This window comes from Streptomyces sp. NPDC046716, assembly GCF_040645755.1.
In the GTDB taxonomy this organism is placed as follows: domain Bacteria; phylum Actinomycetota; class Actinomycetes; order Streptomycetales; family Streptomycetaceae; genus Streptomyces.
Genome location: NZ_JBEYYU010000011.1, coordinates 74425 through 96551 on the forward strand (window position 1 = coordinate 74425; position 22127 = coordinate 96551).

Genomic DNA, 22127 nt, shown 5'->3' on the forward strand with positions numbered 1-22127 from the left:
AAACGTGCAGCGCGACGTATAGTCATGCCATCTAGAAGGAGGGTTCCATGGCGGTACGCGCAGCAGTGGCAGGGGCGAGTGGATACGCGGGCGGCGAGGTCCTGCGCCTGCTCCTCGCCCACCCCGAGGTCGAGATCGGCGCCCTGACGGGCAACTCGAACGCGGGACAGCGCCTCGGTGCCCTCCAGCCCCATCTCTTCCCGCTCGCCGACCGCGTGCTGCAGGCGACCACCGCCGACGCGCTCGCCGGTCACGACGTCGTCTTCCTGGCGCTGCCGCACGGCCAGTCCGCCGCCGTCGCCGAGCAGCTCGGGCCCGACGTGCTCGTCGTCGACATGGGCGCCGACTTCCGGCTGAAGGACGCCGCCGACTGGGAGGCGTTCTACGGCAGCCCGCACGCGGGCACCTGGCCCTACGGCCTTCCCGAACTGCCGGGTGGCCGCGCCGCGCTGGAGGGGTCCAAGCGCATCGCGGTGCCCGGTTGCTACCCGACGGCCGTCTCGCTCGCGCTCTTCCCCGCGTACGCGGCGGGGCTCGTCGAGCACGAGGCCGTCGTCGTCGCCGCGTCCGGCACCTCCGGCGCCGGCAAGGCCGCCAAGCCCCATCTCCTCGGCAGCGAGGTCATGGGCAACATGTCGCCGTACGGCGTCGGCGGCGGCCACCGGCACACCCCCGAGATGATCCAGAACCTCAGCGCGGCCGCCGGCGGCCGGGTCTCCGTGTCGTTCACGCCGACCCTCGCGCCCATGCCGCGCGGCATCCTCGCCACGTGCAGCGCCAAGGCCGTCCCGGGCGTGAGCGCCGAGGCCGTCCGCGCCGCCTACGAGAAGGCGTACGCCGACGAACCGTTCGTGCACCTGCTGCCCGAGGGCCAGTGGCCGCAGACGGCGGCCGTGTACGGGTCGAACGCCGCGCAGATCCAGGTCGCCCTCGACGAGGCCGCGGGCCGGGTCGTCGTCATCAGTGCGATCGACAACCTGACCAAGGGCACGGCGGGCGGCGCCGTCCAGTCCATGAACATCGCCCTGGGTCTCGACGAGACCACGGGACTTACGACGATCGGAGTCGCGCCGTGAGTGTGACGGCAGCCAAGGGATTCCAGGCGGCGGGCATCACCGCCGGGATCAAGGAGAGCGGGAACCCGGACCTGGCCCTCGTGGTCAACCGCGGCCCGCGTCTGGCGGCCGCGGGTGTGTTCACCTCCAACCGCGTCAAGGCCGCCCCGGTGCTGTGGTCCGAGCAGGTCCTCAAGGGCGGGCTCGTCTCCGCTGTGGTCCTCAACTCCGGTGGCGCCAACGCCTGTACGGGACCGAAGGGCTTCCAGGACACGCACGCCACCGCCGAGAAGGCCGCCGAGGTCCTCGACCTGAACGCGGGCGAGATCGCCGTCGCCTCCACCGGCCTCATCGGCGTCCTGCTCCCGATGGACAAGCTCCTCCCGGGCGTCGAGACGGCCGCGGGCCAGCTCTCCGAGCACGGCGGCGAGAAGGCCGCCATCGCCATCAAGACCACCGACACCGTGCACAAGACCGCGGTGTTCGAGGGCGACGGCTGGACCGTGGGCGGCATGGCGAAGGGCGCGGGCATGCTCGCCCCGGGCCTCGCCACCATGCTCGTCGTCCTCACCACCGACGCCGACCTCGACGGCGAGGTGCTCGACAGGGCGCTGCGCGACGCGACCCGCCTCACCTTCGACCGCGTCGACTCCGACGGCTGCATGTCGACCAACGACACCGTGCTGCTGCTCGCCTCCGGCGCGTCCGAAGTCGCCCCGGAGTACGTCGAGTTCGCCGAGGCCGTGCGCGCCGTCTGCGACGACCTCGGCCGCCAGCTCATCGGCGACGCCGAGGGCGCCAGCAAGGACATCAAGGTCGAGGTCGTCAACGCCGCGACCGAGGACGACGCCGTCGAGGTGGGCCGCTCCATCGCCCGCAACAACCTCCTCAAGTGCGCCATCCACGGCGAGGACCCCAACTGGGGCCGCGTCCTGTCCGCCATCGGCACGACGAAGGCCGCCTTCGATCCCGACCGGCTCAATGTCGCCATCAACGGCGTCTGGGTCTGCAAGAACGGCGGCGTCGGCGAGGACCGCGACCAGGTCGACATGCGCTACCGGGAGGTCGTCGTCACCGCCGACCTCGCCGCGGGCACCGAGACGGCGACGATCTGGACGAACGACCTGACCGCCGACTACGTCCACGAGAACAGCGCGTACTCCTCATGAGCGAGACGAAGGACGCGCAGCCCACCGCGCGCAAGCACACCGCGCTCCCCAAGGCGCAGACGCTCATCGAGGCGCTGCCCTGGTTGACCCGGCACCACGGCAAGACCGTCGTCATCAAATTCGGCGGAAACGCCATGGTGGACGAGGAGTTGAAGGCCGCCTTCGCCCAGGACGTCGTGTTCCTGCACCACGCGGGCCTCAAGCCCGTCGTCGTGCACGGCGGCGGCCCGCAGATCAGCAAGGCGCTCGACCGGCACGGCATCGTCAGCGAGTTCAAGGCGGGCCTGCGCGTCACCACCGAGGACGCCATGGACGTCGTACGGATGGTGCTCGCCGGACAGGTCCAGCGCGAGCTCGTCGGGCTGCTCAACCAGCACGGCCCGCTCGCCGTCGGCATCACCGGCGAGGACGCCCACACCATCACCGCCACCAAGCACCAGCCCCGCATCGAGGGCGAACTGGTCGACATCGGCCGCGTCGGCGAGATCACCGCGATCGACACCGGCGCCATCGAGGCCCTGCTCGCCGACGGCCGGATCCCGGTCGTCTCCTCGATCGCCCGCTCCCAGGACGACCACCATGTCTACAACGTCAATGCTGATACGGCGGCTGCGGCACTCGCTGCTGCGCTGGACGCCGAGACGCTGATGGTGCTGACCGACGTCGAGGGCCTCTACGAGGACTGGCCCCACTCCGACGAGGTCATCAGCCGGCTCACCGCCGCCGAACTCGAGAAGCTGCTCCCCGACCTGGCGAGCGGCATGGTCCCGAAGATGGAGGGCTGCCTGCACGCCGTGCGCAACGGCGTGCACACCGCCCGCGTCATCGACGGCCGCGTCCAGCACTCGATCCTGCTGGAGATCTTCACGGACGAAGGCATCGGCACGATGGTCGTGCCCGATGCGGAGGGGGACAGCACATCATGAGCAGCAACGAAGAGCTGACGTCGCGCTGGCAGGGCGCGCTCATGAACAACTACGGCACCCCGCGGCTGCCCCTCGTCAAGGGCGCCGGCGCCACCCTGTGGGACGCCGACGGCAAGGAGTACACCGACTTCGTCGGCGGCATCGCGGTCAACGCCCTGGGCCACGCCCACCCCGCGATCGTCGAGGCGGTCACCCGGCAGCTCGGCGCGCTCGGGCACGTCTCGAACCTGTTCATCGCCGAACCGCCGGTCGTCCTCGCCGAGCGGCTGCTCCAGCTGTTCGGCCGCGACGGCTCGGTCTTCTTCTGCAACTCGGGCGCCGAGGCCAACGAGGCCGCGTTCAAGATCGGCCGGCTCACCGGGCGGCGCCACATGGTCGCCACCACCGGCGGCTTCCACGGCCGCACGATGGGCTCCCTCGCGCTGACCGGCCAGCCCGGCAAGCAGGACGGCTTCACCCCGCTCCCGGGCGACGTCACGCACGTCCCGTACGGCGACGCGGACGCGCTCCGCGCCGCCGTCACCGAGGACACCGCCTTCGTCATCATCGAGCCGATCCAGGGCGAGAACGGCGTGGTCGTGCCGCCGGCCGGCTATCTCAAGGCGGCCCGCGAGATCACCCGCGCCACCGGCACCCTGCTCGTCCTCGACGAGGTGCAGACCGGCATCGGCCGCACCGGCCACTGGTTCGCGTACCAGGCCGAGGAGGGCGTCGACCCGGACGTCGTCACGCTCGCCAAGGGCATCGGCGGCGGGCTGCCGCTCGGCGTGACCGTGGCGTTCGGCGAGACGGCGCGGCTGCTGAACCCGGGCCAGCACGGCACGACGTTCGGCGGTAACCCGGTGGTGTGCGCCGCCGGACTCGCGGTGCTGGACACCGTCGCCGCCGAGGGCCTGCTGGACAACGCCAAGCGGGTCGGCGAGCGACTGACGGCCGGAATCGAATCTCTGGGGCACCCGCTGGTCGGTCGTGTCAGGGGAGCCGGGCTTCTGCTGGGTATCGTGCTCACCGGGCCGCGCGCACCCCAGGTGCAGCAGGCGGCCCAGGACGCGGGCTTCCTGGTGAACGCGCCCGCCCCCGATGTCGTCCGGCTGATGCCGCCGCTGAACCTGACCGACGCCGAGGCGGACGCGTTCCTCGCGGCGCTGCCCTCGGTCCTGGACGCCGCAGCGGCCGACGGGGAAGGACGATCCTGAGGATGGGACGACGACGATGAGCAGCCAAGCGGACCCAGTGGAGACGACGCCCGGCGCCGAGCGCGGAGCCAACGGCGCGCACGGCCCCGCCGTGCCGCAGACGCGGACCGCGCGCCACCGCCGGATCGTGGACATCCTCAACCGGCAGCCGGTGCGCTCGCAGAGCCAGCTGGCGAAGCTGCTGTCCGACGACGGGCTGAGCGTCACCCAGGCCACGCTCTCCCGCGACCTCGACGAGCTGGGCGCGGTCAAGATCCGCAACACCAACGGTGAGCTGATCTACGCCGTGCCCAGCGAGGGCGGTTTCCGCACCCCGCAGGCCCCGCTGGGTGAGTCGGCGAAGGAGGAGCGGATGCGCCGCCTCGCCGGGGAACTGCTCATCTCTGCCGAGGCGTCGGCGAACCTCGTGGTGCTGCGGACCCCGCCGGGCGCCGCCCAGTTCCTGGCCTCGGCCATCGACCAGGCGGAGCTGCACGTCATCCTCGGCACGATCGCGGGCGACGACACCCTGATGCTGATCAGCCGGGATCCGGCGGGCGGCCAGGCACTGGCGGAGCATCTGCTGCGACTGGCGCAGAACGACCACTGAATCTCCGCACGCACACCGGCGCCGGGTCCTCGTGACCCGGCGCCGCTGCGTTCACGCCGTGCGCCTGGACCGGTACGACATCCAGGCCGCCACGAGCGCGCCGGACACGTTGTGCCAGACCGAGAAGACGGCGGCGGGCAGCGCGGCCAGCGGGCTGAAGTGGGCGGTGGCGAGGGAGGCGGCGAGACCGGAGTTCTGCATGCCGACCTCGAAGGCCATGGCGCGCGAAGCGGGCTTGCCGAGCCGGGCGACCTTGCCCGCGCCGTAGCCGAGCGCCAGTCCGAGGCCGTTGTGCAGCACCACGGCCAGCAGCACCACGGCCGCCGCCGACTTGATCGCGGCGGCGCTGCCCGCCACGACCACCGCGACGATCACGGAGACGGTCAGCGCGGACAGCCAGGGCAGCGCGCTCAGCACCCGGTCCACGTACCGCCCGAACAGCAGTCGTACGGCGAGGCCCGCGAGCACCGGCAGCAGCACGGTCTTGAGGATGTCCGTCACCATCGAGCCCGCGTCCACCGGCAGGTACTCGCCGGCCAGCAGCAGCGTCAGCGGCGGGGTGATGAGCGGTGCGAGCACGGTGGAGACGGTCGCGACCGACACGGAGAGCGCGACGTCGCCGCGCGCGAGATAGGTCACGACGTTCGACGCCGTGCCGCTGGGCGCGCAGCCGACGAGGATCACGCCCGCGGCGAGCTGGGGCGACAGGTCGAGGACGTTGGCGATCAGCCAGCCGAGCCCCGGCATGATCACGTAATGCGCGACGAGCCCGATCCCGACCGCCCACGGCCGCTGGGCGACGCCTTTGAAGTCCCCGAGGCTCATGGTCAGGCCCATGCAGAACATGACCACGCCCAGCAGGTACGGCACATCGGTCTTGAAGTCCGCGAACGCGTCGGGCAGCAGAAGTCCCAGCGCGCCCGCGACGAGCACGAGCACGGGGAAGACGGTCACCGCGAGGCGGGCGGCGCGGTCGGTGGACGTACGGTCGCCCTGGTCGCTCTGGGGTTCGGTTTCGCTTCGCACCGGGCGATGCAACGTCGCGACGGCAGGGCCGCGCAACCGCGTCTCGATATGTGGTCAGTACATCTTATTGCGGTGGCTCGGGCGGACCCCGGTACCCGGACCTCAGTACTTCGTGATCGCCGTCGCCCCGCCCGCCGTCCCGATCGCGATGTGCGGCGCCCGTCCGGGCCGTACCCACGTCATGATGCGCCGCATGTCGTCCCGCGGCACGGACACGCAACCGGCCGTCGCCGCCCGCCCGTTGACGTGCAGGAAGATCCCGGCGCCGCGCCCGCGCACCGGGCGGTCGTAGTTGAAGCCGATCACCAGGGCGTGCGCGTACTGCGTGCCGTAGTCGGCGAGGTGCTCGGACTCGGCGGCGCGGCAGTCGGCCGGGCGGGGCTGTGTCCAGCGGTTGTACGAGCGGGACTTGTTGTCCTGGCACCACCAGGAGGAGTCGCGCACCCTGCGGTAGGCGACCGACGTGCCGCTCGGCGCCGCCTTCGTGCCGAACGCGAAGGGGAGGCCGTAGAGCCCGGCCGGGGTGGTGTTCGTGCCCTGCCGGCGGCCGCTCCCCGCCACGAGCCCGTTGGCCCCGAACCGCGCGGGCGCCGAACCGGCCTTCACCCAGCGGCCGTCGGGGCGCCGGTCCCACCAGGTCACGGTGCCGGACGTGGCGGACGCGCGCGGCGCCTCGGCGGTGATCAGCTGACTGCCGCCGCCGGTGTCCGCCATCCGGGCGGGCAGCGGCGCGGCGGCGCTCGCGGACGGCGCGCCGGTGAGTGCGGCACAGAAGGTGACAGCGACGGCGATACCTGCTCGTAAAGGACGCATGGGTCAGAAGGTAGCGGGCGGCAGCGGCAACGGCAGCCCCGGAAGGCCGTCCAGGCTGGTTCCGATGTACTCCTTCTTCTGGAAGTACGCGTCGAGTTCGGCGTCGTCCTTGCGCACGAAGAAGTCCCCGTGCAGCGTGCGCTCCTCGTCGTACGTCATGAAGGGGACGGCGTATCCGCAGGTGTCCCGGACGAGTTCGGCCCGTACGAGGATGATCGCGCGCAGCCCGTTGCGCGTCGGGTCGACGGTGTCGAAGTGCCCGAGGAGGTCGTCGAAGCGCGGATCGTCGCGGAAGACGGGCTCGCCGCGGCCGTGCACCCGGACGATGGTCGGCGGCCCCTGGAAGGCGCACCACATCAGGGTGATCCGTCCGTTCTCCCGCAGGTGCGCGATGGTCTCGGCGTTGGATCCCGCGAAGTCGAGGTAGGCCACGGTGTGCGGGTCGAGGACGGCGAACGAGCCCTTGAGGCCCTTGGGGGAGAGGTTCACCGTGCCGTCGCCGGACAGCGGGGCCGTGGCGGTGAAGAAGAGAGGCTGGGACTCGATGAAGGTGCGCAGCCGGCCGTCGATGCTCTCGTAGCTTTTGCCCATGCGGGGAGTATGACGAAGTGGATCACATGTTGGACAGCGTATTTTGAATGGCGAGACGGCGGCGCGGGGTGCGGTGCCGCGATTGACGATTCATGCGTGGCTCTGCATAATCATGCATGACACCCACCGGCTAGAGGAGCAGAGCACGTGAGCAGCAACACCGGCGATGTCCGCCTCTGGGGCGGCCGGTTCGCCGACGGCCCCGCCGAGGCCCTGGCGAAACTCTCCGCCTCCGTCCACTTCGACTGGCGCCTGGCGCCGTACGACATCGCGGGCTCCCGCGCCCACGCCCGCGTGCTCAACAAGGCGGGCCTGCTCACCGACGACGAACTCACGCGCATGATCGCCGGTCTCGACCGGCTCGAGGCCGACGTCGCGGACGGCTCCTTCGTCGGCACCATCGCCGACGAGGACGTGCACACCGCCCTGGAGCGCGGCCTTCTGGAGCGCCTCGGCGCCGACCTCGGCGGCAAGCTGCGTGCGGGCCGCTCGCGCAACGACCAGGTGGCGACCCTCTTCCGGATGTACCTGCGCGACGAGGCCAGGGTCATCGGCGCCCTGATCGCCGACCTCCAGGAAGCCCTCGTCGGCCTCGCCGAGGCGCACCCGGACACCGCGATGCCCGGCCGCACCCACCTCCAGCACGCCCAGCCGGTGCTCTTCGCCCACCACGTCCTCGCCCACGTCCAGGCGCTGTCCCGGGACGCCGAGCGACTGCGGCAGTGGGACACGCGCACGGCCGTCTCGCCGTACGGCTCGGGCGCCCTCGCCGGCTCCTCGCTCGGCCTCGACCCGGAGGCGGTCGCCCGCGACCTCGGCTTCGAGCACGGCTCGGCCGGCAACTCCATCGACGGCACGGCCTCGCGCGACTTCGTCGCCGAGTTCACCTTCATCACCGCGATGATCGGCGTGAACATCTCCCGGATCGCCGAGGAGATCATCCTGTGGAACACGAAGGAGTTCTCCTTCGTCACCCTCCACGACGCCTTCTCCACCGGCTCGTCGATCATGCCGCAGAAGAAGAACCCCGACATCGCCGAGCTGGCGCGCGGCAAGTCCGGCCGCCTCATCGGCAACCTGACCGGCCTGATGGCGACGCTCAAGGCGCTGCCCCTCGCCTACAACCGGGACCTCCAGGAGGACAAGGAGCCGGTCTTCGACTCCTGCGACCAGCTCCGCCTGCTGCTTCCTGCCTTCACCGGCATGATGGCCACGCTCACGGTCAACCGGGAGCGCATGGAGGAGCTGGCCCCGGCCGGCTTCTCGCTGGCCACCGACATCGCCGAGTGGCTGGTGAAGCAGGGCGTGCCGTTCCGGGTCGCCCACGAGGTCGCCGGCGAGTGCGTCAAGGTCGCCGAGTCCGAGGGCAAGGAGCTCGACGGGCTGACCGACGAGCAGTTCGCGAAGATCTCCGAGCACCTCACGCCCGAGGTCCGCACGGTCCTGAACGTGCCGGGCGCGCTCGCCTCCCGCGACGGCCGCGGCGGCACGGCCCCCAGCGCCGTCGCCGTCCAGCTCGCGGAGCTCAAGCAGGACCTGGGCGTCCAGCGCACCTGGGCCGACGCCAAGAAGTAACGCGCAGACCCGTCCCCACGGCCAGGGGCCCGGTTCGTCCGTACGAGGACGGACCGGGCCCCTGGCGTCGTGGCCGAAGCCCGGTCAGCGACGGGCCTTCGCCCCGCCGCCGTAGCTCGACAGGTCCATCAGCAGCCCGATCAGCACGACCAGCCAGCCGATGCCGCGCACCCCGGCCACGGGCGCGTACGCGAACACGTAGCCCAGCGTCGTCCAGGGCAGGAAGACCAGCCCGAGCAGCGGCAGCAGCACGCCGGTGAACGCCCGGTCCACGAGGTTGGTGAAGAGCCATGTGATCGCCAGGGCGACGCGCGGCCCGATCGCCGCCATCGCCGCGAAGATGCAGCACCCCATGCCCGTACCTCCCGAGAATCACTCCGTCCCGTCAGTCGTAACACCGGGTGAACGGACGGGCCACCGGAGTCACGGCCATCGATCGCGCCACTCAATAATGAGACATCAATGTCTCATGTGGCTTACTCTTGTCTCATGTCAGTCGATCGCGAACAGGTACTGCGCAGCGCCGCGGCCCTGCTCACCCGCAAGTCCACCGCCACGATGGACGAGGTGGCCCGGGCCGCCGGCATCAGCCGCGCCACCCTGCACCGCCACTTCGCGGGCCGCGACGCCCTCGTCCGCGCCCTGGAGAGCCTCGGCATCCAGGAGTGCGAGACGGCGCTCGACCGGGCCCGGCTCGACGAGGGCCCGGCCGCGGACGCGCTGCGCCGCCTCATCCGGGAGATGGAGCCCGCGGCCCCGCTGCTCGCCTTCCTCACCACGGAGAACCAGCTCTTCGAGGGCGAGGGGCAGAACGTGGGCTGGGAGCGGCTCGACGGCCGCATGGTGGCGCTGTTCCGGCGCGGCCAGGAAGCGGGCGAGTTCCGCATCGACCTGACACCGGCCTGGCTCTGCGAGGCGCTCTACGGCCTCATCGGCAGCGGCGCCTGGGCCGTACAGGACGGCCGCGTCGCGGCCAAGGACTTCTCATACATGATCGCTGAGCTGCTGCTCGGCGGCGCACGACGGAGAGTGGAACCATGACCAGCACACACCAGCGCACCCCCGCGGCGGAGGTGGTGTCGCGCCCCGGCCGATGGCTCGCCCTCTGCGTCCTCGTGCTCGCCGTGCTGCTCGTCGCCGTGGACGCGACGGTCCTCGGACTCGCGACCCCGTACATCAGTGAGGACCTGAAGCCGTCCGGCACCCAGCTGCTGTGGATCGGCGACGTCTACTCCTTCGTCATCGCCGGACTCCTGGTCTCCATGGGCAGCCTCGGCGACCGCATCGGCCGCAAGAAGCTGCTGCTGACGGGCGCCGTCGCGTTCGGCGCGGTCTCGGTGCTCAACGCCTACGCCACGACGCCGGAGCTGATGATCCTGGCGCGCGCCCTCCTCGGCGTCGCGGGCGCCACGCTCATGCCGTCCACCCTCGCCCTGATCCGCAACATCTTCCACGACCCGCGCGAGCGCTCGCTCGCCGTCGGCATCTGGGGCGCCATGGCCTCGGCGGGCGCGGCGGTCGGCCCGGTCGTCGGCGGCTTCCTGCTCGAGCACTTCTGGTGGGGCTCGGTCTTCCTGATCAACCTTCCCGTGATGGCGGTCCTGGTCGTCGTCGGCGCGAAGCTCATCCCCGAGTCGAAGAACCCGGTTCCGGGCCCCTGGGACCTGCCCAGTGTCGGCCTCTCCCTGATCGGCATGATCGGTGTCGTCTACGCGATCAAGGAGGCGGCGGCGCACGGCATCAGCTGGGAGGTCGCGGCGGCCGCGGTCGTCGGCGTGACGGCGCTGGTCACCTTCGTCCGGCGCCAACTCACCCTCGCCTCACCCCTGCTGGACATGCGCCTGTTCCGCAATCGCGGCTTCTCCGGCGCCGTCCTCGCCGACCTGCTCACCATCCTGGGCCTCGCGGGCCTGATCTTCTTCCTGTCCCAGTTCCTCCAACTGGTCCAGGGGAGGCGGCCGTTCGAGGCGGGCCTCGCCGAACTCCCGGCCGCGGTGGGCGCGGTGGGCGCCGGTCTGATCGCCGGGTTCGTGGCGCGCCGCTTCTCGGTACGTGTCGTGGTGGCGGGCGGACTGGCGGCGGTGGGCCTGGCCCTCGCCGCACTCACGACCCTGAGCCCGGCGACCGGCTATCCGATGCTCGGCACCGTCCTGCTGGTCGTCGGCGTCGGCGCCGGCTTCTCCTTCACGGTGACGGCCGACGTGATCCTCTCCAGCGTCCCCAAGGAGCAGGCGGGTTCGGCGTCCGCGGTCTCCGAGACGGCGTACGAACTCGGCGCGGCCCTCGGCATCGCCCTGCTCGGCTCGATCGTCACCGGCGTCTACGCGAGCTTCACCGCCCCCGCGGGCACCCCGGAGGACGTGGCGTCGGCCGCCCACGAATCACTGGGCGGCGCGGTCGAATCGGCCTCGGCCCTGCCGACGGCCCAGGCCCGGGAACTGCTGACCTCCGCCCAGGGCGCGTTCGTCGACGGCCTCCAGCTGGCGGCCGGAATCGGCGCGGCGGTCCTCCTGGCGACATCGGTGGCAGCCTGGTTCATGCTCCGAGGCCAACGCCTGGAGAACTAACCGCCCCCTGCCCCGCCCCGCCCCGCCTTGGGCAATCTGCCGCCAAGGGCGGCAGGGTGGGCAAGGCGGCCCCCCAGCGCCGGGCAGGCGCTTCCAAGGGCCCGCACTCCAGCCCGGCACAGAAAAACCTGGGGCCCCCGGACAACTCCGGGGGCCCCAGGCTCGGTCAAAAGGCCTACGCGGCCTTCGCCTTCGTGGCGTACATGTCCACATACTCCTGCCCGGACAACCGCATGACCTCGGCCATCACCGAGTCCGTCACGGCGCGCAGCACATACCGGTCGCGCCCCATCCCGTCGTACCGCGAGAACTCCATGGGCTCACCGAACCGCACGGTCACCCGCCCCGGACGCGGCATCCCCGCCCCGCCCGGCTGCAGCTTGTCCGTGCCGATCATGGCGAACGGCACCACGGGCGCGCCCGTCATCAGCGTCAGCCGCGCGATACCGGTACGGCCGCGGTACAGCCGCCCGTCGGGGGAGCGGGTCCCCTCCGGGTAGATGCCGAAGATCCGGCCCTCTTCCAGGATGCGACGGCCGGTCATCAGTGCGGCCACACCGCCGTTGGCGCCGTCCCGGTCCACCGGGACCATGCCGACGCCGGTGAAGAACCAGGCCATGAGACGGCCCTTGAGCGACTTCCCGGTGACGTACTCGTCCTTGCCGATGAAGCACACCTGCCGGTCGCAGACGAGCGGCATGATCATCGAGTCGATGAACGTCAGATGGTTGCCCGCCAGAATGACGGGGCCGGTGCCCGGAATGTTCTCGGCGCCTTCCACGCGGGTGCGGAACATCAGGCGGATGATCGGTCCGAGCACTGCCTTGATGAGCGCGAAGCGGGACAACGGGCCCTCCGATGTCGAGATTGACAAGATTTCAGTCGGGGCACGGCCTGGGATAGGCCGTGGGGGTCTGTGCAGGTGAGGACGATACTCGCGCCTGCGGCCCGGTCGCACATCGGGTTCACCGACTAGATACGCAGAGTTGACCTGGCCGCGCGCACCCGTGGTGCGCGGACGACTCCCAGGAGTCACCTCACCACACCCTGCCGTTCCGCACGAGGTCTCCCGTTCGTCACTCCCGCCCACCTACGATCGGGACCGCTTTGACAGGTGCAAGGCACGACCGGTCGGGAGGAGTGCTCCATGGGGAACGAGAAGTCACAGTCTGCGCAGGAGAACCGGGGGACCGCAGGAGTGGGCCGCCGCTCGCTCCTCGGCGCGGCGGTGCTCGGCGCCGGCGCCGCAGCCCTCGCGGCGCCCACCACGGCGAGCGCCGCGGACCGCGGCAGTGGCGGGAATCACTCCGGACAGGGCGTCAAGGGCCTGCCCGTGCCGACCGTCATCGGTCACCGCGGCGCCAGCGGTTACCGCCCCGAGCACACCCTGGGCTCGTACCAGCTGGCGCTCGACATGGGCGCCCACGTCATCGAGGCCGGTGACATCGTCCCGACCAAGGACGGCCACCTCGTATGCCGTCACGAGCCGGAAATCGGCGGGACCACGGACGTCTCGGCGCACCCCGAGTTCGCCTCCCGCAAGACCACCAAGATCATCGACGGGGTCTCGACGACCGGCTGGTTCACCGAGGACTTCACGCTCGCCGAGCTGAAGACCCTGAGAGCCAAGGAGCGCATCCCCGGCAACCGCCAGCGCAACACCCTCTACGACGGCCGCTGGGAGATCCCCACCTTCGAGGAGGTCCTCGCCTGGCGCGCCGAGCAGAGCCGCAAGCGCGGCCGCGAGGTCTGGATCTACCCCGAGACCAAGCACCCCACCTACTTCCGCAAGCTCGGCCTCGGCCTGGAGGAGCGGCTCGCCAAGATCCTGCGCGCCCACGGGCTGCACCGGAAGAACTCGCCGGTCATCCTCCAGTCCTTCGAGCCGACCAGCATCCAGCGCCTGAACAAGCTCGTCGACAACCCGCTGGCCGTCCTGCTCTCCACGGCCGGCTCCCGCCCCGCCGACTTCGTCGACATCGGAGACCCGCGCACCGTCGCCGACCTGATCACGCCGAAGGGGCTCGCCGAGATCGCCCGGTACGCGAACGGCATCGGCCCCACCCTGGACCTGATCATCCCGAAGGACGCCTCGGGCAAGCTCCTGGCGCCGACCACCCTGGTCGAGGACGCGCACGCCGCGGGCCTCATCCTGCACCCCTACACGATGCGCAACGAGAACACCTTCCTCCCCGCCGACTTCAAGAAGGGGACGGACCCGAACGCGTACGGCGACGCGTTCGGCGCCTTCAAGGCGTACTACGCCACCGGGATCGACGGCATCTTCTCGGACAACTGCGACACCGCCCTCCTCGCCCGCGAGGACTTCGTCAACGGCTGACCGGCGAGCGCCGGTTGGAGTGATCACGGGCGGGTCCGGCAACCAGCGGCCGGACCCGCCCGTCCCCTCGTGCATGACGTACGACATCCGGGTGCTCGACGCCCTGCGCCCCCTGCTCGCCGCGGAGGCGCACGCCGAACTCCCCGCCGCGGCCGACCGCGACGACCTGGCCGACCTGGAGCAGGACGTCTGGCTGCGCCTGCTGGAGCGGCTCGCCACCCAGGGCCCGCCGCCCGACCCGGCCGCCTGGCTCACCCGGACGGTCCACGACGAGGCCCGTCGTCTGCGCCGCACCGGTCCGGCCGAACGGTCCGGCGCCGCCGAGCCCGCCGCCGACCCTCACACGTCGGACCCCGAACGCCGCGCGCTCGACCGGGAGCGGGCGCGGACCCTGCGCGCGGCCGTGCGCCGACTGCCCGGACGCTGCCCCCGCCTCATCGGCGCCCTGCTGTCCCCGGACGACCTCACGTACCGGGAGATCGCGGGCGAGTTGGGTATCTCACAGGGCAGTCTTGGGCCGGAACGCTCCAGATGTCTGGGTTGCCTGCGCAGAATCATGGCCGCCGAGGTTGCGCCGCGGGCCCACTGGGGAAAAGGCTGAGGGACACACGGCGGACAGGTGAGCGGGAGGCATGCACACATGGGCATGAGCGTGACCATCTCTGCGGCGACCGAAGCGGATGCCGAACAGATCCTGAAACTGCAGTACCTCTGCTACCAGAGCGAGGCACAGCTCTACGGGGACTACTCGATCGAACCGCTCACACAGTCCCTGGAGTCGCTCCGCGGGGAACTGGCGGGCGGCACCGTCCTGGTGGCCCGGCTCGGCGACGAAGTGGTGGCGTCCGTACGCGGCACCACCGACGCGGACGGCACGGCGCACATCGGCAAGCTCATCGTCCATCCGCGACTGCGCCGCCACGGCCTCGGCGGCCGGCTCCTCGCCGCCATAGAGGCCCAGCTGGTCACGGCGGGGACGACCAAGCGCTTCGAGCTCTTCACGGGCCACCGCAGCGACCACAACCTGCGCCTGTACCGCAGGCACGGCTACGCCCCGGTCACCACGGAGAAGGTCGACGAGCGCCTGACCCTGGTGACCCTGGCGAAGGAGACCGCGGCGCCGACCCTCACCGGGGTCTGACCGGACGGCCGGGGCCCCGCCCCGGCCGCACCCCGTGAACGCCTCAGGCCCGCGCGGTCCCGTCCTTGGCCGCCCCGTGCTGGAGCACGCCCTTGCGCAGCCAGTACATGGCGGTCACCGGCAGGATCACGGGAATGAAGAGGTAGCCCATCCCGAAGTCCGACCACACGGTCGCGTCCGGGAACGCCGACGGCTCCACCAGCGTCCACACGCCGACGATCAGCACCCCGGCCAGCTCCAGCGCGCAGCACGCGAACGCGGCCCGCCGCGCCCGGTCCCCGCCGCGCACCAGCGAGTACGTGATGAACCCGTACACGACCCCCGCCACCGCGGACAGCGTGTACGCGAGCGGCGCCTTGCCGAAGTCGGTGGAGATCTGCACCGCGGAGCGCGACACGGCCCCGACGACCATGACCCCGTAGAGCCACACCAGCAGGATGCCGGGCCCGCTGATCAACCGTCGCCGCTGCTTCTGCTCCCGCTTCGCGGACGCCTTCTCCGAAGAGGCCACAGCCACCTCATCCTCCCCAGATGTCGTAGAGCCGTACTTCGAGTACGGCGAGCACCACACCGCCCGCCGCGACGGTCACCGACCCCCACCGGGTCCGCTCCGCCAGTGACATGAACCCCGCCGCCGGGACGCACGCGAACGCCCCGATCAGATACGCGACGAAGATCGTCGTGCCCTGGTCCGGCTTCTCGCCGCGCGCGAGCTGGACGATCCCGACCACCAGCTGCACCAGCGCCAGCACCGACACCACGGCCATGCCGATGAAGTGCCAGTCCTTGGTGGGCTGGTCGCGAGAGGCGGCGAAGCCGCACCAGGCCGCGAGCGCGAGCGCGGCGAGACCCGTCACCAGGGTCAGGGCATCAAGCATGGCCGAGAGCCTATTACGGCCGAAATGACCCGCCGCCCGCGCCCCCGCCCGACCGCCCGTACGCTCGACGTATGAAGATCACCGCGGACGCCCTCCTCTTCGACAACGACGGAACCCTCGTCTCCTCGCTGGAGTCCGTGTACCGCTGCTGGACCCGGTGGGCGCAGGAGTACGGCATCACCGCCGAGGAGTTCGCGGCCATCGAGCTGCACGGCCGCCCCGCCGCCGAGATCGTCGCCGACCTGCTGCCCGCCGAGCGGGTCGCCGGGGCCGTCGCCCGCATCGAGGAGCTGGAGGTCGAGGACGTGCCGAACGGCGGCACGCGGCTGCTGCCCGGCGTGCGGGAGCTCCTCGGCTCGCTGCCCGAGGGGCGCTGGGCCGTCGTCACCTCCGCCACCCGCCGGCTCGCCGCGGCCCGGCTCGCGGCCGTCGGCATCACCCCGCCGCTGATCGTCGCCGCCGACGACATCACGCGCGGCAAGCCCGACCCCGAGCCGTTCCTGCTCGCCGCCGGGAAGCTGGGCGCGGACCCGGCGCGCTGCGTCGTCTTCGAGGACGCCCCGGCCGGACTGGCCGCGGGCCGCGCGGGCGGCATGAGGACCGTGGCCTTGACCACAACGCACGCGGCCGCCGAACTCTCCGCGGACGTCGTGGTGAAGGACCTGTCGGCCGTGTCAGCACTGGCCACGGAGGCGGGCGTGGAGGTCGTCGCGGAGCCCTGAGGGGCCCCGGGCCGCCATCCAGCACTGTCCGCTATTCGGACAGTGCGGGTCGGGCGGACCCTCACGTCTGCTTTACTTGCCCGCATGACCACGACGAGCAGCCGCACCCTTGCGACCGAGGCGACCATGACGCCCGGTGCTCGTTGTATGTGTCGAATGTGCGCCTTCTGAGGGCCCCCACCGCCTGATCTCGCGCCCCGAAGCGAGACCCGCGCGCCCTGTTCCGTAGGGAGTGACTCCGCAGGGAGAAACAGTTCGCCTACGTGACCGGGCCTGCCCCGCGCACAGCTTCTCCGTACGGACTCCAGAGCCGGCCCCGTGCCGGCGCGAGAACCTGTCGCGCGCCCGGAAACTCCCCAGTTCCGAATGAATGCCCCGTGCCCGGCGCCACCCGTGCCGCGCACTCGACAGTGACGGACATCCACGTGATCACCACCCAGGGCCTCACCAAGGTCTACCGCTCGCGCGGCCGAGAGGTCACCGCCCTCGACGGCGTCGATCTGCACGTGCGCGAAGGCGAGGTGTACGGCGTCATCGGCCAGTCCGGCGCCGGCAAGTCCTCGCTGATCCGCTGCGTGAACCTCCTGGAGCGCCCCACCTCCGGCACCGTGACGGTGGCCGGCCAGGACCTCACCGCGCTCGCCGGGCGCGGTCCGCGCGCCGGCCGGGAACTGCGCGAGGCGCGCAGCCGCATCGGCATGGTCTTCCAGCACTTCAACCTGCTGTCCTCGCGCACCGTCCAGGACAACATCGAGCTGCCCCTCGAAATCCTCGGCAAGTCGGGGAAGGAACGTTCCTCCAAGGCGTTGGAGCTCCTCGACCTGGTCGGTCTCGCCGACAAGGCGAAGTCCTACCCGGCGCAGCTCTCCGGCGGCCAGAAGCAGCGCGTCGGCATCGCCCGCGCGCTGGCCGGCGACCCGAAGGTGCTGCTATCCGACGAGGCCACCAGCGCCCTCGACCCGGAGACCACCCGCTCGATCCTCCAGCTCCTGCGCGACCTCAACCGGCAGCTCGGCCTGACCGTCCTGCTCATCACGCACGAGATGGACGTCGTCAAGACCGTCTGCGACTCCGCCGCCCTGATGAAGCAGGGGCAGGTCGTCGAGTCCGGCACCGTGAGCGAACTCCTCGCGACGCCGGGCTCCGAGCTCGCCGCCGCGCTCTTCCCCGTCAGCGGCGACGCGTCCGGCGCCGACCGCACCGTCATCGACGTCACCTTCCACGGGGAGTCGACGACCCAGCCGGTCGTCTCGCAGCTCGCGCGCACCTACAACATCGACATCTCGATCCTGGGCGCCGCGATGGACACCGTCGCCGGCAAGCAGGTCGGCCGGATGCGCATCGAACTGCCCGGCCGCTACGAGGACAACGTCGTCCCCATCGGCTTCCTGCGCGAGCAGGGCCTCCAGGTCGACGTCGTCGAGAGCGCGCCCCGAGACGCCGCCGCGTCCGTACTGCTGAAGGAAGGTGTGTCCGAGTGACCTGGTCGGAGATGCAGCCGCTGTTGTCCCAGGCGTGTTGGGACACCCTCTACATGGTCGGCTGGTCCGCGCTGATCGCCGTCGTCGTCGGCCTGCCGCTCGGCATCCTGCTCGTCCTCACGGACCGCGGCGGACTGCTGCAGAACGCCTTCGCCAACAAGGTCATCGGGCAGATCGTGAACATCGTCCGCTCGATGCCCTTCCTGATCCTGATGGTCGCTCTCATGAGCTTCACCCGCTGGATCGTCGGCACCACCATCGGCCGCGAGGCCGCCATCGTGCCGCTCGCCATCGGCGCCATCCCGTTCTTCGCGCGGCTCGTCGAGACGTCCGTACGGGAGGTCGACGGCGGGCTCGTCGAGGCCGTGCAGTCGATGGGCGGCAACACCTGGACCGTCGTCCGCCGGGTCCTCGTGCCCGAGTCGCTGCCGTCGCTGATCTCGGCGACCACGACCACGATCGTCGCCATCATCGGCTACTCCGCGATGGCCGGCACGGTCGGCGCGGGCGGTCTCGGCGACCTCGCCATCCGCTACGGCTACCAGCGCTTCGAGACGACCCTGATGTGGATCATCGTGGCCGTCCTCGCGGTCGCCATCGCCATCATCCAGTTCGCCGGCGACAGCGCGGCCCGCGCCCTGCACCGCCGTGCGGGCAAGGGCGGCGAACCGCTCCGCTTCCGCGTGCTCGGCGGCTTCCTGCCCGCGGGCCCGGCCGGCGCCGAGGCCGCCCCGGCCAAGACCCGCTGACCCGCCCACCCCTCGTCTCCCCGCCCCACCCGGCGGGTTGCACCACCATGGAGAAAGGCACTTTTCGTGCGTAACACCACCAAGATCACCGCTGCTGTCCTCGCCACCGGCGCCCTCACCCTGGGCCTGACCGCCTGCGGCTCCGACAAGGGCGACACCAAGGCCAAGGCGTCCGACCCGCTGGTCGTCGCCGCGACTCCCGTCCCGCACGCCGAGGTTCTCGACTACATCAAGAAGAACCTCGCGAAGAAGGCCGGCCTCAACCTCGAGGTCAAGGAGTTCACGGACTACGTCCAGCCGAACAACGCCACCGAGGACGGTTCGGTCGACGCCAACTACTTCCAGACCGTGCCGTACCTCGAGGACTTCAACAAGAAGAACGGCACGCACCTGAAGTCGGTCGCCACCGTCCACCTGGAGCCGCTCGGCCTCTACTCCGAGAAGGCCACGAAGGTCGGCGACCTCAAGAAGGGCGGCACCATCGCCGTCCCGAACGACGCCGACAACGAGAGCCGCGCCCTGCGCTTCCTCGCCGCCAACGGGATCATCACCCTCAAGAGCGGCTCCGAGGCCACCGCGACCCCCCAGGACATCGCGAAGAACCCGAAGGACCTGACCTTCAAGGAGGTCGAGGCGGCCCAGACCCCGCGCTCCCTCCAGGACGTCGACGCCGCGGTGATCAACGGCAACTACGCCATCGGCGCCGACCTCAACCCGGCCAAGGACGCCCTCGTCCTGGAGTCGGCGAAGAACAACAAGTACAACAACGTCCTCGCGGTCAAGGAGGGCAACGAGAGCGACCCCCGCGTGAAGAAGCTCGCCAAGCTGCTCACCTCGCCCGAGGTGAAGAAGTTCATCGAGGACAAGTACAAGGGCTCGGTGCTCCCCTCCTTCTGATCCTTCTGATCCTGTTTCCGATCCTCCGTCGGAAACAGGACGACACGCGGGCCGTACGCCCCGCAGGCACACCCTTCATGGGGGCCGTTCCCGGCAACAGGGGCGGCCCCCATGTGCAGTTACGTGCCTGCATGCTGCATGCTGGGCACTTCACCCCCGGCCGGCACGAGGGACGACAGGCGGCCACGAAGGTTACGGAGCGGCCCATGACGAACACCTTCCCCGAGATCTCCATCAGCACGGAGCGCTTGGTGCTGCGTCCGTTCGACGAGGACGACGTCCCCGCCCTGGCCGAGATGATGAACGACGAACTGGTCGCCGCCTGGACGTCGGTGCCGCAGCCCTTCACCGAGGACGGCGCGCGGACCTGGATCAGGGAGTACGCCCCGCGCGAGCGCGCGGCCGGCACCGGACTCGACCTGGCCGTCACCGAGTTCCTGACCCAGCGCCTGGTCGGCGTCATCCAGCTCACCAAGACCAACTGGCACGTCCGCTCCACCGAGATGTCGTACATCGTCGCCCCCTGGGCCCGCGGCGAGGGCTACGCCTCCGAGGCCGCGCTCGCCACCGCCCAGTGGCTCTTCCGCGACCAGGGCATGGAGCGCATCGAACTGCGCACCGCCGCCGACAACACCGCCTCCCAGCAGGTCGCCCAGAAGATCGGCTGCATCAGTGAGGGCGTGCTGCGGGGCGCCTGCATAGCGCGCACCCGCACCGAGGACGGCACCTGGGCCGACGTCCGTACCGACTTCATCGTGTGGAGCCTGCTCCCCGAGGACATCGAGGGAGTCACCGAGCAACTCGCCGAGGCCGGCGGTTTCACCGCGTTCTCCGACTGGAACTGACCCGAGCGGGAAGCGGTCCGGAAGGGAGAGTCCCGACGGGAAGCGGCCCCGACCGGAACCTGCGCACAGGCAGTGGCCGGACCCAGCAGGTACGCTCACGGTGCCCCGCCCGGCCCTGCCCATCGGCGGCTCCCCCTCGCGTACGCATCCGCACCCTTCCTGGAGACTGACAACGATGGCCGACCGGGTCACGGTGATCGGCTGGGACGGCTCGCCCCTGACCGCGGCAGCCCGTTCCGCACTCGGCGCGGCCACCCTCGTGGCCGGCGCCGCCCACCACCTGTCGCTGCCCGAACTGCCCGAGCGCGCCGAGCGCATCCGCCTCGGCAGCGTCTCCCTCGCCGCCCGCCGGATCACGGGGCACCGCGGCACCGCCGTCGTCCTCGCGGACGGCGACCCCGGCTTCTTCGGCGTCGTGCGCACCCTGCGCGCCCCCGAGTACGGCCTGGAGGTCGAGGTCGTCCCCGCCGTCTCCTCCGTCGCCCAGGCCTTCGCGCGGGCCGGTATGCCGTGGGACGACGCCCAGGTGGTCGTCGCCCACCGCCGCACCCTGCGGCGGGCGGTGAACGTGTGCCGGGCCCACACCAAGGTGGCGGTCCTCACCTCGCCCGGCGCGGGCCCCGCCGAACTCGGCCTCCTCCTCGAAGGCGTCCACCGCACCTTCGTCATCTGCGAGGAACTGGGCACCGACCGCGAGCAGGTCACCGTCGTCACCTCGGACAAGGCCGCCGACCACACCTGGCGCGACCCCAACGTCGTGATCGTCGCCGGCGGCACGGTCACCGGCCCGTCCCCGGAGAACGGCGGCTGGCTCGCCGGCGGCGAGTCGCGGGACGCGGCCGCCGCCCCGCGCGGCTGGGCGCTGCCCGCCGCCGAGTACGCCGGCCCCTTCGGGGAGGGCGAGACCGAACAACTGCGCGCGGCCCAACTCGCCCGGCTGGGGCCGCGGACCGGCGACCTGGTGTGGGACATCGGCTGCGGCAGCGGCGCGTTCACCGCGGAGGCCGCCCGGTTCGGCGCCGCCGTCATCGCCGTGGACCGAGACGCGGACGCCTGCGCCCGCACCCTGGCGGCCGTCCGCCGCTTCAACGTCCAGGCGCAGATCGTGCACGGCACCGCCCCGCACGCCCTGGAGGACCTGCCCGAGCCCGACGTCGTCCGGGTCGGCGCCGGGGGAGCGGCGGTCGTCGCCGCGGTCGCCGACCGCCGTCCCGCGCGGATCGTCGCGCACGCCGCGACACGCGATCAGGCCGAACTCATCGGCAGGGACCTGACGGAGCACGGATACGACGTCGAGTGCGCCCTCCTGCAATCCGTCGAACTGGACACACGTGTCTGGAACGAGAAGGAGCGGACTGTGGGATTCCTCCTGTCCGGACGCCTCCCGGACCGCCACCCGTGACCCTGACGGCCCAGTACGCGCTGTAGGCTGGCCGATCGTTGTACCGCACCGGGGCGTCCGACAATTCGTCGGTCAATGTCCGGAAAGCGCGCCAGCTTTGGAGCGTTCTGTGGTACGGCGCCGACCGGAGGACGCGCAACGTGGCGCAGTCCACAGAAGGCCAT

24 protein-coding genes are annotated in these 22127 nt (G+C 71.2%); 17 read left to right on the forward strand and 7 right to left on the reverse strand.

Translation table 11 applies throughout. The features are described from left to right. The first annotated feature begins 47 nt into the window (after positions 1-47). The 5 genes from argC to ABZ930_RS11295 are packed head-to-tail and all read left to right on the forward strand — an operon-like array spanning position 48 to position 4935. The gene (gene argC / locus ABZ930_RS11275; RefSeq protein WP_361545133.1) at positions 48-1076 is read left to right on the forward strand and encodes an N-acetyl-gamma-glutamyl-phosphate reductase; all 1029 of its coding nucleotides are present in this window, start codon (positions 48-50) and stop codon (positions 1074-1076) included. Continuing rightward, on the forward strand, positions 1073-2224 hold the full coding sequence (argJ, locus tag ABZ930_RS11280; protein WP_361545136.1) for a bifunctional glutamate N-acetyltransferase/amino-acid acetyltransferase ArgJ: 1152 nt from the start codon (positions 1073-1075) through the stop codon (positions 2222-2224). The genes argC and argJ overlap by 4 nt, the downstream gene beginning before the upstream one ends. Beyond that, positions 2221-3150, forward strand: coding sequence for an acetylglutamate kinase (argB, locus tag ABZ930_RS11285; protein ID WP_361545139.1), 930 nt, complete (start codon positions 2221-2223; stop codon positions 3148-3150). The genes argJ and argB overlap by 4 nt, the downstream gene beginning before the upstream one ends. Further along, on the forward strand, positions 3147-4346 hold the full coding sequence (locus tag ABZ930_RS11290) for an acetylornithine transaminase (RefSeq protein ID WP_361545142.1): 1200 nt from the start codon (positions 3147-3149) through the stop codon (positions 4344-4346). The genes argB and ABZ930_RS11290 overlap by 4 nt, the downstream gene beginning before the upstream one ends. 16 nt (positions 4347-4362) lie before the next feature. Beyond that, a complete protein-coding gene (locus ABZ930_RS11295; RefSeq protein ID WP_361545145.1) occupies positions 4363-4935 on the forward strand; it encodes an arginine repressor in 573 nt (190 codons plus the stop codon). A 51-nt stretch (positions 4936-4986) separates the two neighbouring features. On the opposite strand, the gene ABZ930_RS11300 is transcribed toward ABZ930_RS11295, so the two are convergent. The 3 genes from ABZ930_RS11300 to ABZ930_RS11310 all read right to left on the reverse strand — a co-directional run bounded on the left by ABZ930_RS11300 (position 4987) and on the right by ABZ930_RS11310 (position 7365). Next, complete coding sequence (locus ABZ930_RS11300) at positions 4987-5961, reverse strand: bile acid:sodium symporter family protein (protein ID WP_361545148.1); 975 nt, start codon at positions 5959-5961, stop codon at positions 4987-4989. Between the two features lie 102 nt (positions 5962-6063). Beyond that, positions 6064-6774: a L,D-transpeptidase family protein gene (locus ABZ930_RS11305; protein WP_361545151.1), complete on the reverse strand. Its 711-nt coding sequence runs from the start codon at positions 6772-6774 to the stop codon at positions 6064-6066. Positions 6775-6777: 3 nt separating this feature from the next. Then, positions 6778-7365, reverse strand: a complete 588-nt coding sequence (locus ABZ930_RS11310) for a pyridoxamine 5'-phosphate oxidase family protein (protein WP_361545154.1) — start codon at positions 7363-7365, stop codon at positions 6778-6780. A 147-nt stretch (positions 7366-7512) separates the two neighbouring features. Between ABZ930_RS11310 and argH the strand changes: the two genes are divergently transcribed. Beyond that, positions 7513-8940 carry an argininosuccinate lyase gene (gene argH, locus ABZ930_RS11315; RefSeq protein ID WP_361545157.1) on the forward strand — a complete coding sequence of 476 codons (1428 nt, stop codon included), beginning with the start codon at positions 7513-7515 and terminating at the stop codon, positions 8938-8940. An 84-nt stretch (positions 8941-9024) separates the two neighbouring features. Here argH and ABZ930_RS11320 read toward each other — a convergent pair whose 3' ends face one another. Next, positions 9025-9294, reverse strand: a complete 270-nt coding sequence (locus ABZ930_RS11320) for a hypothetical protein (protein ID WP_361545160.1) — start codon at positions 9292-9294, stop codon at positions 9025-9027. Between the two features lie 135 nt (positions 9295-9429). On the opposite strand from ABZ930_RS11320, the gene ABZ930_RS11325 reads away from it, so the two are divergent. Together ABZ930_RS11325 and ABZ930_RS11330 are read left to right on the forward strand one after the other, a co-directional pair. Continuing rightward, complete coding sequence (locus ABZ930_RS11325) at positions 9430-9981, forward strand: helix-turn-helix domain-containing protein (protein WP_361545162.1); 552 nt, start codon at positions 9430-9432, stop codon at positions 9979-9981. Next, a complete protein-coding gene (locus tag ABZ930_RS11330; RefSeq protein ID WP_361545164.1) occupies positions 9978-11507 on the forward strand; it encodes an MFS transporter in 1530 nt (509 codons plus the stop codon). Before ABZ930_RS11325 ends, ABZ930_RS11330 begins: the two co-directional genes overlap by 4 nt. 175 nt (positions 11508-11682) lie before the next feature. On the opposite strand, the gene ABZ930_RS11335 is transcribed toward ABZ930_RS11330, so the two are convergent. Next, positions 11683-12303 carry a lysophospholipid acyltransferase family protein gene (locus ABZ930_RS11335; RefSeq protein WP_361545167.1) on the reverse strand — a complete coding sequence of 207 codons (621 nt, stop codon included), beginning with the start codon at positions 12301-12303 and terminating at the stop codon, positions 11683-11685. A 351-nt stretch (positions 12304-12654) separates the two neighbouring features. Here ABZ930_RS11335 and ABZ930_RS11340 point away from each other — a divergent pair, with 351 nt between their 5' ends. The 3 genes from ABZ930_RS11340 (at position 12655) to ABZ930_RS11350 (ending at position 14989) form a co-directional block, all read left to right on the forward strand. After that, a complete protein-coding gene (locus ABZ930_RS11340) occupies positions 12655-13848 on the forward strand; it encodes a glycerophosphodiester phosphodiesterase (protein WP_361545169.1) in 1194 nt (397 codons plus the stop codon). Positions 13849-13921: 73 nt separating this feature from the next. Continuing rightward, positions 13922-14449 carry a sigma-70 family RNA polymerase sigma factor gene (locus ABZ930_RS11345; RefSeq protein ID WP_361545172.1) on the forward strand — a complete coding sequence of 176 codons (528 nt, stop codon included), beginning with the start codon at positions 13922-13924 and terminating at the stop codon, positions 14447-14449. Between the two features lie 39 nt (positions 14450-14488). Continuing rightward, the gene (locus ABZ930_RS11350) at positions 14489-14989 is read left to right on the forward strand and encodes a GNAT family N-acetyltransferase (RefSeq protein ID WP_361545175.1); all 501 of its coding nucleotides are present in this window, start codon (positions 14489-14491) and stop codon (positions 14987-14989) included. A 43-nt stretch (positions 14990-15032) separates the two neighbouring features. Here ABZ930_RS11350 and ABZ930_RS11355 read toward each other — a convergent pair whose 3' ends face one another. Beyond that, on the reverse strand, positions 15033-15506 hold the full coding sequence (locus ABZ930_RS11355; protein WP_361545178.1) for a hypothetical protein: 474 nt from the start codon (positions 15504-15506) through the stop codon (positions 15033-15035). 1 nt (position 15507) lies between these two features. Beyond that, entirely contained in the window at positions 15508-15867 is a 360-nt protein-coding gene (locus ABZ930_RS11360; RefSeq protein WP_111665730.1) for a hypothetical protein, read from the reverse strand. A 71-nt stretch (positions 15868-15938) separates the two neighbouring features. On the opposite strand from ABZ930_RS11360, the gene ABZ930_RS11365 reads away from it, so the two are divergent. The 6 genes from ABZ930_RS11365 (at position 15939) to cbiE (ending at position 21963) form a co-directional block, all read left to right on the forward strand. After that, on the forward strand, positions 15939-16589 hold the full coding sequence (locus ABZ930_RS11365; RefSeq protein ID WP_361545181.1) for an HAD-IA family hydrolase: 651 nt from the start codon (positions 15939-15941) through the stop codon (positions 16587-16589). A gap of 425 nt (positions 16590-17014) precedes the next feature. Beyond that, positions 17015-18070 carry an ATP-binding cassette domain-containing protein gene (locus ABZ930_RS11370; RefSeq protein WP_361545358.1) on the forward strand — a complete coding sequence of 352 codons (1056 nt, stop codon included), beginning with the start codon at positions 17015-17017 and terminating at the stop codon, positions 18068-18070. Continuing rightward, complete coding sequence (locus ABZ930_RS11375; RefSeq protein ID WP_361545184.1) at positions 18067-18819, forward strand: methionine ABC transporter permease; 753 nt, start codon at positions 18067-18069, stop codon at positions 18817-18819. Before ABZ930_RS11370 ends, ABZ930_RS11375 begins: the two co-directional genes overlap by 4 nt. A gap of 66 nt (positions 18820-18885) precedes the next feature. Further along, positions 18886-19716: a MetQ/NlpA family ABC transporter substrate-binding protein gene (locus ABZ930_RS11380; RefSeq protein ID WP_361545187.1), complete on the forward strand. Its 831-nt coding sequence runs from the start codon at positions 18886-18888 to the stop codon at positions 19714-19716. A gap of 206 nt (positions 19717-19922) precedes the next feature. Further along, positions 19923-20561, forward strand: coding sequence for a GNAT family N-acetyltransferase (locus ABZ930_RS11385; protein ID WP_361545190.1), 639 nt, complete (start codon positions 19923-19925; stop codon positions 20559-20561). Between the two features lie 175 nt (positions 20562-20736). Then, on the forward strand, positions 20737-21963 hold the full coding sequence (gene cbiE / locus ABZ930_RS11390) for a precorrin-6y C5,15-methyltransferase (decarboxylating) subunit CbiE (protein WP_361545193.1): 1227 nt from the start codon (positions 20737-20739) through the stop codon (positions 21961-21963). Positions 21964-22127 lie beyond the last annotated feature (164 nt).

Coding starts and splice junctions, on each gene's coding strand:
- ABZ930_RS11320 (WP_361545160.1), bottom strand. CDS start 9,294: ATGGGGTGCTGCATCTTCGCGGCGATGGCGGCGATCGGGCCGCGCGTC.
- ABZ930_RS11290 (WP_361545142.1), top strand. CDS start 3,147: ATGAGCAGCAACGAAGAGCTGACGTCGCGCTGGCAGGGCGCGCTCATG.
- argC (WP_361545133.1), top strand. CDS start 48: ATGGCGGTACGCGCAGCAGTGGCAGGGGCGAGTGGATACGCGGGCGGC.
- argB (WP_361545139.1), top strand. CDS start 2,221: ATGAGCGAGACGAAGGACGCGCAGCCCACCGCGCGCAAGCACACCGCG.
- ABZ930_RS11330 (WP_361545164.1), top strand. CDS start 9,978: ATGACCAGCACACACCAGCGCACCCCCGCGGCGGAGGTGGTGTCGCGC.
- ABZ930_RS11365 (WP_361545181.1), top strand. CDS start 15,939: ATGAAGATCACCGCGGACGCCCTCCTCTTCGACAACGACGGAACCCTC.
- ABZ930_RS11310 (WP_361545154.1), bottom strand. CDS start 7,365: ATGGGCAAAAGCTACGAGAGCATCGACGGCCGGCTGCGCACCTTCATC.
- ABZ930_RS11350 (WP_361545175.1), top strand. CDS start 14,489: ATGGGCATGAGCGTGACCATCTCTGCGGCGACCGAAGCGGATGCCGAA.
- ABZ930_RS11325 (WP_361545162.1), top strand. CDS start 9,430: ATGTCAGTCGATCGCGAACAGGTACTGCGCAGCGCCGCGGCCCTGCTC.
- ABZ930_RS11335 (WP_361545167.1), bottom strand. CDS start 12,303: ATGTTCCGCACCCGCGTGGAAGGCGCCGAGAACATTCCGGGCACCGGC.
- ABZ930_RS11340 (WP_361545169.1), top strand. CDS start 12,655: ATGGGGAACGAGAAGTCACAGTCTGCGCAGGAGAACCGGGGGACCGCA.
- ABZ930_RS11305 (WP_361545151.1), bottom strand. CDS start 6,774: ATGCGTCCTTTACGAGCAGGTATCGCCGTCGCTGTCACCTTCTGTGCC.
- ABZ930_RS11345 (WP_361545172.1), top strand. CDS start 13,922: ATGACGTACGACATCCGGGTGCTCGACGCCCTGCGCCCCCTGCTCGCC.
- ABZ930_RS11295 (WP_361545145.1), top strand. CDS start 4,363: ATGAGCAGCCAAGCGGACCCAGTGGAGACGACGCCCGGCGCCGAGCGC.
- cbiE (WP_361545193.1), top strand. CDS start 20,737: ATGGCCGACCGGGTCACGGTGATCGGCTGGGACGGCTCGCCCCTGACC.
- ABZ930_RS11385 (WP_361545190.1), top strand. CDS start 19,923: ATGACGAACACCTTCCCCGAGATCTCCATCAGCACGGAGCGCTTGGTG.
- ABZ930_RS11360 (WP_111665730.1), bottom strand. CDS start 15,867: ATGCTTGATGCCCTGACCCTGGTGACGGGTCTCGCCGCGCTCGCGCTC.